Below are 12,517 nucleotides of genomic sequence, written 5' to 3' on the forward strand. Positions count from 1 at the left end.
ATTAGTACCCCATCATGTCGGGTAAGATAATGTTGAGTACCTGCTGTAGCTGCTGAAGTAATAGCGTGTCCATATCAGGCGTGAAATGACTGGCGTCGCTGCTGCTTATTCCCAAAATGCCAAGGTCGCGGTTATCACCAAGAATCATCAGAGCCACTGACTCTGCGCTACTTTCTCCAAACAACAATTGACGCTCGTGCTGCGAAAGACGTCCGAAAAAGAAGTTAGACTGTTTAAACCGCTTTTCGGTAAACAATCGCTGTTGTAATTCGGGGATCGCATGAGGGCCTTTAAAGCTTTTGATGACCGCTGAAGATAGCTGCAAACGCTCTTGCAAGACATCCTCAAGAGTAAACTGAACCTCGGCAACGCTTTCACAGCGCAGAAGTTGAACGTTTAGGTCTGTGTAAACGCGGTATATTTTTTCGTTTTGTTTGGCGATAGACACCAATTGGTTGAGCTTGAGGTTAAGCTGACGCACTTTTTTTCTCAGTTGCTCACCCTGAATTTCAACTAACGACACGCTGCCTTTCTGCTCGTGTGGAAACTTTATCTTTTCAAGGAGTTCTGGATATTGCACGAAAAGCTCGGGGTTTTCTAACAAGTAATCGCGCACCTGCGCTGGAGTGAGCGCCGAGGTGTCGTTAAAGGGCTCAATAATTTGAGTGGCGTTAGATTGCCCGAGTAATTCGCTCATATTGTTATTTGTCCGTCGTATACGTGTTCAGCAGGCCCTGTCATTTTCATCACGCTATCTGGCCCTGGCCAGCGAATTCGCAAGCTGCCGCCAGGCAAATCTACCCGCACATCTTTTCCTAATTTACCTTGTATTTGACCAATTGCAACTGCCGCGCATGCGCCGCTGCCACAGGCCAAAGTTTCCCCTGAGCCGCGCTCAAATACACGAAGCTTAATGTGTGATTCGTTGATTACCTGCATAAAGCCAACATTAACGCCTTCTGGAAACCGCTCATGCTTCTCTACCGCTGGGCCAATCTCGTGGACTAGCGCCGTATCAACATCGTCCACTTCCATTACACAGTGGGGATTGCCCATAGAGGCGGCACCAATAAACAAGGTTTTATCGCCCAAGCGCAAAATATAGGTATTTTCTTGCTTGTTGGCCTTAAGGGGCACAGAGGCGGGTTCGAACATAGGCTTGCCCATATTCACGGTAACCTGGCCATCTTTCTCAAGATACAGCACCATTTTCCCGGCTTTTGTGCTTACTACAATTTTGTTGCGACTGATGAGCCCGTGTTGCCTCACGAAACGTGCGAAACAGCGAGCGCCGTTGCCACACTGTTCCACTTCCGACCCATCGGCATTAAAAATGCGATAGTGAAAGTCTTGCTCTGGGTCATAAGGTGGCTCAACCATCAGTAATTGGTCGAAACCAATGCCAAAGTTCCGGTCGGCCAGCTGTTTTATTTTATCTTTTGAGAAAAATACATTTTGGGTAACGTTATCAATAACCATGAAATCGTTGCCCAAACCGTGCATTTTAGAAAATTGAACCTGCATTAACGGTGCGTCTTAATCTTATATTTGTCTCTAGTTTACGGAAGTTTGTGCTCACCTTTCCAGAGATCTTTTTGAATTTCTCGCTCGCGTACAACAATAGCCGTTTCACCATCGGCCATAATCTCGGCTGGGCGACAGCGACTGTTGTAGTTTGAGGCCATAACAAAACCATAGGCGCCCGCGCTGCGAACTGCCAGTAAATCGGTAGGTTTTATGGCAAGCGTTCTATCTTTACCGATAAAGTCACCGGTTTCGCACACCGGGCCAACGACATCATATGTGTTGGGTTCGGCGTCGCTGTGCTCTTGTACGGGAATAATGTTTTGCCATGCTGAATACAAAGCAGGGCGAAGTAAATCGTTCATCGCAGCGTCTACAATGGCGAAACTTTTTTCTTCGCCTTGTTTGATAAACTCAACTTCAGTAACCAATATGCCTGCATTCGCAGCAATGGCACGACCTGGCTCGAGAATGAGTTTTAACGACTCGCGGCCTACCATTTTTTCGGCCATGGCTGCAGCATACGCTCTGGGGTGAGGAGGTTCTTCATCGTTATAAGTAACGCCTAAACCACCGCCCACATCGAGATGTTCGATAATAATATTGCGCTCGGCCAGCTCGTCTATGAGCACAAGCAGGCGCTCTAATGCATCAACAAATGGACCAATTTCAGTTAGCTGAGAGCCTATGTGACAGTCCATGCCCACTACATTAAGGTTGGGCAATGAGGCTGCTAATTCGTAGGTGGCCAGTGCATTTTCTCGCGCAATACCAAATTTGTTTGCCTTCAGCCCAGTAGAGATATAAGGATGAGTTTTTGCATCGACATCGGGATTAATGCGAAGTGAAATAGGAGCTTTAACGCCTAACTCACCGGCCACTTCGTTTATGCGATGTAATTCAGGCTCTGACTCTACGTTAAAGCACATTATACCCTGCTGCAGTGCATATCGTATTTCGTCATGCTTCTTGCCTACGCCTGAAAAGACAACCTTGTTGGCGCTGCCTCCGGCTTCAATAACTCTGGCCAGTTCGCCAGCAGAAACAATATCAAAACCGGAACCAAGTTTTGCCAATACACTCAATACGCCTATGTTTGAGTTAGCTTTAACGGCATAGCAAATGAGGTGTGGGTGGTCGCCTATAGCATCGTTAAATGCATGCCAATGACGCTCTAGTGTTGCCCGTGAATAAATATAAACTGGTGTGCCGTGCTCGGCTGCAATGTCGGAAACGGCAACGTCTTCAGCGAAAAGCTGACCTTGCTTGTAGGCAAAGTAATCCACTAGTTAGTCTCTCCAGATATAGAGGCAGGTGCAGTACTTTTTGTGTTGGGCCCTTGCTCAGAATCGCCTTGGGTGGCGCTTGAGGGCGGGGGCGAATTTTGCGTTGGGGCGTCTGGAATGTACAGCGCCCCTTTATAACCACAACCGCTTAATGCAGTAAGGATAAGCAGAAAAACAGCCAACTTATTAAGCACAGAAAATCCCGCAATGAATACGATAAATGCCGCTATCATCGCATTGCGGTATTAAATTGCAAGAGACAATAAACGTTCTCGCGTTTTATCTCCGTATTGGACGTGTTTCCATAGGGTTTCACACAGGGTTTTGGTGTCTGAATAGTTACCTTGCTTTATCCAGTCTATAAGCAAATTGGCGTTATCTGGAAAAGTTATAGGCTCATTTTCAGGCGAGGATAACCATTCTTCAAGTACATCGGTGTCTAGCTGAAATAATGGCTGGCACAATTTGAGGCTATGAAGCATAAATACATTGGATAGTTGTTCGAACTGCCCATGGAGAGGCTTTATCAATAGCTTTTTACCTAACTGCAACGCTTCGCTTGATAACTCAAACCCGCCGTTGGCTACAACACCTCCACAGCTTTGCAACGCTCTATGAAAGTGGACTTTTGATGTGGGATTCCACTGTATATGCCCTTCAGTACTGGCTTGTTCAATATCAGGGTGAAAACAAACAAAGGTTTGGTCGGCCAGTGGCTCTAGCATATCTCTAATATCATCGATGTTTTCAAAAGGCAGATAAACCAGAATATGATTAGATTTGCTGTGCGATATCGCCTTATCAACAACGAAAGGCGGAATGATGGGCTGGTTGAAATGATACCAATGTACGCCAATTTTGTGTTTTGTTGGTGCAAATGTTGCCATTAGTGCGGTGTCGAACATCGAGTTGCCGCTTTTGGGAACATTATAAGCAAATGCTGCCTGGTGACTTATTGATATCGAAGGCAAGCCCTGGCGTTTGGCGGCCCATGCAGTGACAGGTTCGAAGTCGTTGATCAGCAAATCATATTGACTGGTGTTGAAGCGTTTAACATCGCCGATAAACTGACGGATGTTGGCTTGCTTAACCGTATCCCATTTTCTGACTTTGCCGTCTTTGTAGATAAAGCTTAAACCCGTTAGCGTTTGGTAGTTACCAAAAACTTCCATATCGAAATAGCGCTCGGGTGCTCTACCCGAAAAGACAAAATCGACATCTATGTCGTCTCGCTGTGCAAATGCTGCAGCCATGATCCGCGCTCGGGCAATATGGCCATTGCCGGTGCCCTGCACACCATAAAGTAGTTTCATATTATACCAATATTGTCGTGCTTAAGAATGCTATCGCAACACCAAGCAAGGCTCCTGCAACAACATCTGATGGATAATGCACACCGAGGAGCACTCTCGATAAACCAATAAGCGCAGCCCAACTGTAAACCAGTACAGAAAATGACGGATAAAAATGCGCAACGATACTGGCCATGAGCCATGCTGCCGCAGTGTGCCCAGAAGGAAGAGAGAATTTGTCTGAGGGCGTAATATGTGCACTAAAGTTGGTTAAGAAATCGCAGGGGCGAGGGCGTTTAAAGGTTTTTTTCAGCAATACATAAATAGGAAGCTCTAGGGCGTATGCCATTAGCGCGGTGTACAAAAATATCTCACCGTGTTGGGGCTCAAATGCCCACAGCAACGCACCAATAACAAGATATAAATAACCATCGCCGGTTTTAGATAGCCATACAATAGCGCGACAGTCTCTTTTTTGAGTCAGTCTATATAGCCGGTAAAATAAGTCTGTATCGTATTTAGTCAAGGATTTCATGGGTTAGACCCTGTCCTCTATTGGTTACTTATCGAACACGTTAAAGGGCTTCTGTGACTGATGGGTGACAGAAAGAAGAAACATTTCTTACAATGTGAGACTGGTAGGCTTGAGATGTTTTTCGTATCACCTGACCACTTTTAAAGGGTAGCTGCTCACATTAAGGTGATATATGTAAAGCAATATGCGTGCTCATTTTGGTTTAGAAGCGGTACCGGGTAGAGCTTTAATCAATTTGTCACTGGTCTTTCAGTTTGCGTACAGTGAAATGCAAATAAAGAGCGAAAAGAATTTAATCAAACCGACTAAAACAAGCATTTTCAACGCTAAAATTAGTGCTATGCTAGAGAGATAGAGCACCATATGAATATTCATCCGAATACTCAATTAAACAAACTAACCTAAGGCAGGGCCATGGAATACAACACTTCAGAATTATGCGACTTGTTTGCAGACAGCGTGGATGTGGTAGATCCTATTTTTGCGAGCTTTGGTGGGCGATATTCCTTTGGCGGTGAAATTACAACGATTAAGTGTTTTGAAGATAGAGGCTTAGTCGACCGCGTGCTTGCTCAACCTGGTGGTGGAAAAGTACTGCTTATCGATGGCGGTGGCTCTACGCGCAGGGCTCTGTTTGATGCAACTTCTGCACAAATTGCTATCGATAACGATTGGGAAGGTGTGGTGTGTTACGGCAGTGTACGAGAGATTGATAGCCTAGCCGAGCTGGATATAGGTGTATTAGCGGTGGCTGCTATTCCGGTAAACGCAGACTCAGAAAGCATTGGTGATGTAGATATTCCGGTTAATTTTGGCGGCGTTACCTTTTTGCCAGAAGATCATCTCTATGCAGATAGTACAGGGGTTATTCTGTCGCCAGAACCGCTAGATTTAGATTAGGTCAACACGCACAAGTGCTATCGGTTCGGTGGCCTCGATTCATTTAGTTCGTTTCATTTAGTTCGATTAGACAATCGATGAGTGCAGAGCGCCGCGACTATTACGACTACAAAGAAAAAGACCCTATTTAAGCGTGCTAAATAGGGTCTTTTTTGTGCTATTTATTTGCTGCTCTCAAACACTTCATTAAGATACATGGCCATACGTATTCCAGCCATTTGTAAGCGGCGTTTTGCTGTTGGCAAATGATTATAGAGGTAGTCGTAGCTCATTTTGTTAGCGTCACTAGGATATATGGTGTCGCGAATGCTTGCGCTTTCTTCTATCCATACATAGGGGTCGGTTGAAGCCCAATTGCGAATATCCTCAGCGGTAATTTTTTCAGTTAGCCACGCGGTCCACTCGGTATAAGACAGGGCGCGCTGATCTAACATTTGAGAATCCCACACTCTATGCAAATTAGAGTCTTGCCAGAAGAAGCGAACTTTCACATCGTTTCCACCGCGATCTGTACCATTACCAGCATGAAGCGGCTGATGTAAATCACCAATTATATGAACGATGAATCTCAGCGCTAAACGCTTTTCATCGTTGCTGGCAGTGTCGCTTTTCAAGGTTTTTGTAAACTCGGCTAACGCGCTAAATGCGTCTCCCTGAGATGGTGCACCGACTTCCACATAGGTTTTTCCTTCAGGTACCGTGACATAGTGCCAAGGGGTAGCGGTTTTCTGCCAAAACTCACTGGGGTTAGAGCGCATTTCATCGGCGTGGGTAGACGCTTCGGCTAACGAGCCATTAGGCAGTAACTCCATAAGTGCAGCTTGAGAAAGGGGGCTTAAATATTGCTCTGCAATAGCACCCGTTACACGGTGGCCAGTTTGTCCCCACCCAAATGCCGGCGTGGCCACACACATTGTTAACAGTGCACTTAATGCCACTGCGCAAGTCCTATTTGCTAATGCAAACATAGTTATTCCTCTGAATGTTTTGATGATTGGTAGCCCCAGCGAGCCACCAATGATTGTTCTATACCTAAATGATCTAATATGCGCGCCACAACAAAATCCACCAAGTCATCAATGGTTTTCGGGTTGTGATAAAAACCCGGCGCTGCTGGCATTATTGTGGCACCCATTTGTGACAGTTTTAACATATTTTCTAGATGAATAGAGGATAGCGGCATTTCCCGAGGAACTAGAATAAGTTGTCCACGTTCTTTTAACACTACATCAGCGGCCCGTTCTATAAGGTTGTCACTAGCGCCTATGGATATGGCTGAAAGCGTACCCGTAGAACAGGGGCATACCACCATTTTAGCTGGAGCAGCAGAGCCTGACGCAACAGGCGAAAACCACTCTTCTTTGCCAAATACTTTAATTTGGTCTGGTTTACCGCCACAGTGCTCAGTAAAAAAAGCTGCAGCATCTTCCGGGCGTGAGGGAATTTTGACATTTTCTTCGGTGGCAAACACTACTTTGGCCGCCGATGAAATCAGCACATAAACCTGATAATCAGCTTTTACCAAAGACTGTAAAAGTGTTAATGCATATGGGGCACCCGAAGCGCCGGTAATAGCAAGTGTGACTTGCTTGTCATGTTTCATGTTTTTGCCCTGTTATGATTTTTTATTAAGCGCATGAAGTAGACGCTCATGAATACCTTCAAAGCCACCATTACTCATCACCAGAATATGATCGCCTGGCTGTGCTACGGTGATAAGAGATTGAACGATCTGTTCTACCTCATTAAAACACTGTGAGGGAACTACACTTTGTGTAGCAGCATCGGTTAGCGACCAGCCCATTGCTTTGGGTTCGTATAGAAAAACATGGTCGGCTTGCTGCCATGAGTTTGCCAACGTATCTTTATGAATGCCCATTTTCATAGTATTAGAGCGAGGCTCTAATACGGCCAAAATGCGTTGATTACCTACTTTATTGCGAAGCCCCTCAAGGGTTGTGGCTATCGCTGTGGGGTGATGCGCAAAATCGTCGTAAACCGTAATATCATTAATCACACCTTTTACTTCCATACGGCGCTTCACATTTTTAAAGTGAGCAAGCGCTTCAATAGCATCATTTAGAGCTACGCCTGCATGATGCGCGGCAGCAATAGCCATTAAGGCATTGTCGACATTGTGTTTGCCCAGAAGCGACCACGAAACTTGGCCTGCTACAACACCGTTATGAATAACATCAAACACGCTTCCATCTTTGTTAACGAGTTCGCTATCCCACTGTTTACCCAGACACTGACGAGGTGTCCAACAGCCTTGCTGTAAGGTGTCTTCAATAGCGGGGATGTTTGAAGGACTCAGTATTAAGCCATTTTCCGGCACCATTCTCACCAAGTGATGGAATTGTGTTTGTATGGCAGCCAAGTTAGGAAAAATATCTGCATGGTCAAACTCAAGGTTGTTGATAACCAGAGTTTTTGGGCGGTAATGCACAAATTTAGAGCGCTTATCAAAAAAGGCACTGTCGTACTCATCAGCTTCGATAACAAAGAAGGGCCCCTCGCCAATACGCGCAGACACGCCGAAGTTTTCCGGTACGCCACCAATAAGGTATCCAGGTTTCAGCCCAGTATATTCTAAAATCCAAGCAACCATGCTGCTGGTAGTAGTTTTGCCATGGGTGCCAGACAAACCGATAACCCATCTTTCTTTTAATAAATTATCAAGCAGCCACTGGGGGCCGCTGGTGTAGGGTAAGTTACGGTTTAATACATACTCTACCGCTGGGTTACCGCGGGAGAGCGCATTTCCAATAATTACAATGTCGGGGATTGGCGCAAACTGACTTTCATCAAACCCTTGGGTTAATTCTATTCCTAGAGCTTCTAGTTGCGTACTCATAGGTGGATAAACATTGGTATCTGAGCCCGTCACCTTGTGGCCCAGTGACTTTGCAATAGCGGCAATACCGCCCATAAAGCTGCCGCAGATACCTAATATATGTACGTGCATAGCGCGTTCTCGTCATTATTATTTATTACAGCGTACTTTATCAGAACCGCCATAAAGATGGATAACTCAATTTCTTTAGTAAAGGAAACAGGCGCGTTGTACCAAGCAAAGTTTTTGAGACAGTCATGATAAAGAGAAACTGGTATGGTGACTGTCTCGATAAGAAATTTGGTATGGTGTGTGAATGTTTTTGTAAGTTGAAAGGCAACTGTGTTCTATTTCTGTGTGAACATGGTTACAATTAAAACGATGTCACATTCTCCACATTGAACTTGCAAGTTTCCTTCTATAAGGCCGCATATTGGCTTTATAAGGTTGCTTCTACAACGGGTGATAATGACTCAGCCTCACGTTATCCATGATGGAAGACGACAAAAATAAGTAATAAATAGTAACAAGCAGTAAGCCAGTGATAAAACTGTGCGTCTTGTGACGATAAACCCTACACTCAAATAAAGGCCTATAATAAATGAAACGCTTAAACTCTCAGTTGCAACAAGACGGTGCACCGCTTGAGCTAATCCTGCTCATTCGAACCCTGTTGGCAGGTTGTAAAGAAATTTCATTCCGTGTGAGTCAAGGAGCGCTAGCTGGCGTTCTTGGTTCTACGCTTTCAGAAAATGTGCAGGGTGAAACTCAAAAGAAGCTCGACGTTATCTCTAACCATATTTTAAAAGATACATTAAGAGAGTCTGGCTACGTCAAAGCAATATCCTCTGAAGAAGAAGACGACGTAGTACCCTGTAACCCAGAAGGGAAATACCTAGTTAGCTTCGACCCTCTCGATGGCTCATCGAATACTGAAATTAACAGTTTAATTGGTACAATTTTTTCCATTACTCACGCGCCCCAGTGGATGGAGCCCAACGACCCATCTGCTTTTCTTCAGCCCGGCACGCAAATGGTGGCCGCAGGGTACGTACTTTACGGGCCATCTACTATGCTTGCGCTTACTACTGGTCGCGGAACGCATATATACACGCTAGATAAAACCCACGGTGGTTTTCTATTAACCCATCCAAACATTGAAGTGCCAGCGCAGACCTCTGAATTCTCAATCAATGCGTCTAATCAACGTCATTGGGAACCTTCAATGCAAGCTTATATTGCCGACCTACTAGCGGGTAAAGACGGTCCTCGTGGCAAAAATTACAACATGCGTTGGGTAGCTGCCATGGTTGGTGATATTCACAGACTACTGTGTCGAGGCGGGATATTTATGTACCCTTTCGATAACCGCGACCCGTCTAAACCTGGCAAGTTGCGTTTGCTTTATGAAGCGAACCCCATGGCTTTTCTTATGGAGCAGGCAGGTGGTAAAGCCGAAACAGGCAACGGTCGCATACTAGAAGTTATGCCAGAAGAAATACATCAGCGTGTTCCATGCATTATTGGGTCGAGTGAAGAAGTGGAAATGTGTGTGAGTTACGCTGAAAAAGCGAAATAGTTGACAAAAAAGCGGCAAAATAGCTTAGTTTGTTGAGACATCAGTCTTAAACCATTTTTATTTTGCTGCTGTCGCCGTATACTTACGGGCAAAATTTTTAATCTATTACTGTAAGGACAATAGAATGAGCTTGAGCGCAGTTCCTGCTGGCAAAAATCTGCCTGAAGAAGTAAATGTAATTATCGAGATCCCAGCCCATGCTGACCCGGTAAAATACGAAGTAGATAAAGACACTGGTGCTTTATACGTAGATCGCTTTATGGCTACTTGTATGCATTATCCAACCAATTATGGTTATGTTAACAACACTTTGTCTGAAGATGGCGACCCTGTTGATGTTTTGGTAATGACGCCGTTCCCTCTTCTAGCGGGTTCAGTAATTAAGTGCCGTCCTGTTGGCGTGCTTAACATGACCGATGAGTCGGGTAAAGATGCGAAAGTGCTTGCTGTTCCAATCGACAAGCTTTCTACAATTTACCGTGATGTGAAAGAGTTGGCAGACGTACCACCGTTGCTACTTAAGCAAATTGAACACTTCTTCGAGCACTACAAAGATTTAGAGCCAGGAAAGTGGGTTAAAATTGACGGGTGGGACGACGCAGCAGCCGCAAAAGCTGAAATTGTCTCAAGCGTTAAGCGTTTCGAAGCAGAATAATTCACTGATTGTGAAATTAGTGCTAAAACGGGCTGGTGATTACCAGCCCGTTTTATTTTCAGGGGAGAACAATGGTTACTTCAAAAGTTAAGTCATTTTTTACGCTATGTATATTAACAACCAGTGTTCTATTGTCTGCTTTTTCAGTGCAGGCAGAAAGTGAACCCGTGGAAGTGTATTGGGAAGACTTAGTGCCTCCGGGTTTTAACGAGTTAGCGCCCCCTGCTGTTCAGCATAACGGTGAAATGAGTCAGCTTCAGCCTGATGCGCCAGTAGTAGAGAGCTATGACGGCAAGCGCGTTAAGATCCCGGGCTTTGTTGTTCCGCTTGAAGGCACCGCAGAGCTTACAACTGAGTTTTTATTGGTGCCTTATTTTGGCGCTTGCATACATGTTCCACCGCCAGCGTCCAATCAAATAGTGTACGTTAAATTTGAAAGCGGCATTCCTATCGATAATATTTATGATGCTATATGGGTAACAGGGGAGTTATCTACTGATGGATGGAAAGGCGATATCGCTTCAGTGGGTTATCGCCTAAAAGGTGAAGCTATCGAAGGGTTTTAGCCCTTCGATATTCTGCGATTAAATAACGAGTCAATCGCACTAACCCTGGGTATAAATGTGCTCAGCTCGGTTAAACAAAAGCCATGACGTTAGAATATATTTATCGTTACTCTTTGGTATTTGCCCGCGGTGTGTATGGGTAAAGTACGCAGGAGCAATTACCATTCTTCCTGCTTTTGGCTTTACTGAACGGTTTTGATAATAAAAATCGGTTTCTCCGCCCTCATCCACATCATTAAGATAAAACATAAACAGCATAACTCGGTGCAGAGCATCGTTGTGCTGTAGTTGAGGATAGACTTCTGAATGCCAGTAAGGGTAACCGCCATTCCCTGCGGTGTAACGCTGTGCATTGACATCGCCCACGCGAAACAAGTAATTCACTAAATTAGCTAAGTTGGGTTTGCCCACTTCCTCAAAGTTCTCACCGGTAAGTTTAACCGGCTCACCTGTTTTCGGGTGTTTTACGGTAAGCCCTATTGGCCCTACTAACGCAAAATAGTACTTTTCAATATAGGCCACTAGTTGTTTACCGGTGTGCTGCATTACCTGCTGAAACAAATCTTGAAATTCGTTGTTATGGCTTATCGAAACATCGGTACTACGCTTTTTATCTAAATCAACACCGCCGCCAGTGCGGCCTTGGCTTAAATTAGGGCTGCTTTCGAATCGCTCTATTAGCTGAGTACATAACTCAGGCGGTAAAACGTCATCGATTACTTCTATTAAATCGCTCATTGTACTTCCCTACGGCTGTCTCTACTTTCCAGAAATATCTTTATAATGAGATTGAAGCATTGCTTTAACATCATCTGGAATAGGCGCCGAACGCTGGGTTTTATAGTCAAAATGCACCATGGTGGTAACGCCCGTGGAACATAGCTTGTCGTCTTGCCATAGCTCTTGAAACACGTCGAATGCACTGTTGCCTAGACGGCTAATGTAGGTTTTTACGGTTACGGTTTTGCCGTAGAAGATTTGAGCTAAAAACTCAACTTTGTAACTAGCTAGGATAAGAGGCCAGTTCTGTAAATCGAGTTCGGGGGTAAACATACGAAAGATAGGCTCTCGGGCCGCTTCGAACCATGCTACCAAAGCGGTATTACTTACATGCTGCAGCGCGTCGGTCTCGCAGAAACGCACGTCGAACGACGTGACTAACGGAGTTTCAGTTGTCATAAAATAGGTAAGGCTTTGTTATTTATTTTTATAGCAATCTAGCATTGCCGCGAAAAATTTTACACCGCTTTTGTACTTCTTCTAATGAGACAGGCATGTTTGCAATGCCCGATCATTTCTATCAACACCGCCACTATAAAGATCGTTACTACCAAGACAGGCATG

The 12,517-nt window shown here is 44.9% G+C and carries 15 protein-coding genes; 4 read left to right on the top strand and 11 right to left on the bottom strand.

What is annotated here, in order from left to right; all coding sequences use genetic code 11:
• Position 1: 1 nt before the first annotated feature.
• Genes BM528_RS00975 through BM528_RS01000 form a run of 6 tightly spaced genes read right to left on the bottom strand, consistent with a single transcriptional unit; the run spans position 2 to position 4,637 of the window.
• Positions 2–697 carry a DUF484 family protein gene (locus BM528_RS00975; RefSeq protein WP_071978288.1) on the bottom strand — a complete coding sequence of 232 codons (696 nt, stop codon included), beginning with the start codon at positions 695–697 and terminating at the stop codon, positions 2–4.
• Positions 694–1,524, bottom strand: coding sequence for a diaminopimelate epimerase (gene dapF / locus BM528_RS00980; RefSeq protein ID WP_071978289.1), 831 nt, complete (start codon positions 1,522–1,524; stop codon positions 694–696). The genes BM528_RS00975 and dapF overlap by 4 nt, the downstream gene beginning before the upstream one ends.
• 35 nt (positions 1,525–1,559) lie before the next feature.
• Positions 1,560–2,810 (bottom strand): diaminopimelate decarboxylase, encoded by a 1,251-nt coding sequence (lysA, locus tag BM528_RS00985; RefSeq protein ID WP_071978290.1) that lies wholly within the window; start codon positions 2,808–2,810, stop codon positions 1,560–1,562.
• The gene (gene lptM / locus BM528_RS00990) at positions 2,810–3,004 is read right to left on the bottom strand and encodes an LPS translocon maturation chaperone LptM (RefSeq protein ID WP_232230540.1); all 195 of its coding nucleotides are present in this window, start codon (positions 3,002–3,004) and stop codon (positions 2,810–2,812) included. Before lptM ends, lysA begins: the two co-directional genes overlap by 1 nt.
• 51 nt (positions 3,005–3,055) lie before the next feature.
• Positions 3,056–4,123, bottom strand: coding sequence for an MJ1255/VC2487 family glycosyltransferase (locus tag BM528_RS00995; protein WP_071978292.1), 1,068 nt, complete (start codon positions 4,121–4,123; stop codon positions 3,056–3,058).
• Between the two features lies 1 nt (position 4,124).
• Positions 4,125–4,637: a phosphatase PAP2 family protein gene (locus BM528_RS01000; RefSeq protein WP_071978293.1), complete on the bottom strand. Its 513-nt coding sequence runs from the start codon at positions 4,635–4,637 to the stop codon at positions 4,125–4,127.
• A gap of 414 nt (positions 4,638–5,051) precedes the next feature.
• Between BM528_RS01000 and rraA the strand changes: the two genes are divergently transcribed.
• Positions 5,052–5,537 (top strand): ribonuclease E activity regulator RraA, encoded by a 486-nt coding sequence (gene rraA, locus BM528_RS01005; RefSeq protein ID WP_071978294.1) that lies wholly within the window; start codon positions 5,052–5,054, stop codon positions 5,535–5,537.
• A gap of 161 nt (positions 5,538–5,698) precedes the next feature.
• Here the strand turns inward: rraA and BM528_RS01010 are convergent, their stop codons facing one another.
• Genes BM528_RS01010 through mpl form a run of 3 tightly spaced genes read right to left on the bottom strand, consistent with a single transcriptional unit; the run spans position 5,699 to position 8,505 of the window.
• The gene (locus BM528_RS01010) at positions 5,699–6,505 is read right to left on the bottom strand and encodes a S1/P1 nuclease (RefSeq protein WP_083595157.1); all 807 of its coding nucleotides are present in this window, start codon (positions 6,503–6,505) and stop codon (positions 5,699–5,701) included.
• 2 nt (positions 6,506–6,507) lie between these two features.
• A complete protein-coding gene (locus BM528_RS01015) occupies positions 6,508–7,140 on the bottom strand; it encodes a flavin prenyltransferase UbiX (protein ID WP_071978295.1) in 633 nt (210 codons plus the stop codon).
• A 12-nt stretch (positions 7,141–7,152) separates the two neighbouring features.
• Complete coding sequence (mpl, locus tag BM528_RS01020; protein WP_071978296.1) at positions 7,153–8,505, bottom strand: UDP-N-acetylmuramate:L-alanyl-gamma-D-glutamyl-meso-diaminopimelate ligase; 1,353 nt, start codon at positions 8,503–8,505, stop codon at positions 7,153–7,155.
• 469 nt (positions 8,506–8,974) lie between these two features.
• Here mpl and BM528_RS01025 point away from each other — a divergent pair, with 469 nt between their 5' ends.
• The 3 genes from BM528_RS01025 (at position 8,975) to BM528_RS01035 (ending at position 11,173) form a co-directional block, all read left to right on the top strand.
• On the top strand, positions 8,975–9,952 hold the full coding sequence (locus BM528_RS01025) for a class 1 fructose-bisphosphatase (RefSeq protein ID WP_071978297.1): 978 nt from the start codon (positions 8,975–8,977) through the stop codon (positions 9,950–9,952).
• Positions 9,953–10,076: 124 nt separating this feature from the next.
• Positions 10,077–10,607 carry an inorganic diphosphatase gene (ppa, locus tag BM528_RS01030; RefSeq protein ID WP_071978298.1) on the top strand — a complete coding sequence of 177 codons (531 nt, stop codon included), beginning with the start codon at positions 10,077–10,079 and terminating at the stop codon, positions 10,605–10,607.
• 71 nt (positions 10,608–10,678) lie between these two features.
• Positions 10,679–11,173, top strand: a complete 495-nt coding sequence (locus tag BM528_RS01035) for a DUF3299 domain-containing protein (protein ID WP_071978299.1) — start codon at positions 10,679–10,681, stop codon at positions 11,171–11,173.
• Positions 11,174–11,212: 39 nt separating this feature from the next.
• On the opposite strand, the gene BM528_RS01040 is transcribed toward BM528_RS01035, so the two are convergent.
• Positions 11,213–11,911 (bottom strand): 2OG-Fe(II) oxygenase, encoded by a 699-nt coding sequence (locus BM528_RS01040; RefSeq protein WP_071978300.1) that lies wholly within the window; start codon positions 11,909–11,911, stop codon positions 11,213–11,215.
• 21 nt (positions 11,912–11,932) lie between these two features.
• Positions 11,933–12,352, bottom strand: a complete 420-nt coding sequence (locus tag BM528_RS01045) for an acyl-CoA thioesterase (protein ID WP_071978301.1) — start codon at positions 12,350–12,352, stop codon at positions 11,933–11,935.
• Positions 12,353–12,517: the final 165 nt, after the last annotated feature.

Origin of the sequence: Alteromonas sp. RW2A1, from assembly GCF_001886475.1 — a bacterium.
Taxonomy (GTDB): domain Bacteria; phylum Pseudomonadota; class Gammaproteobacteria; order Enterobacterales; family Alteromonadaceae; genus Alteromonas; species Alteromonas hispanica.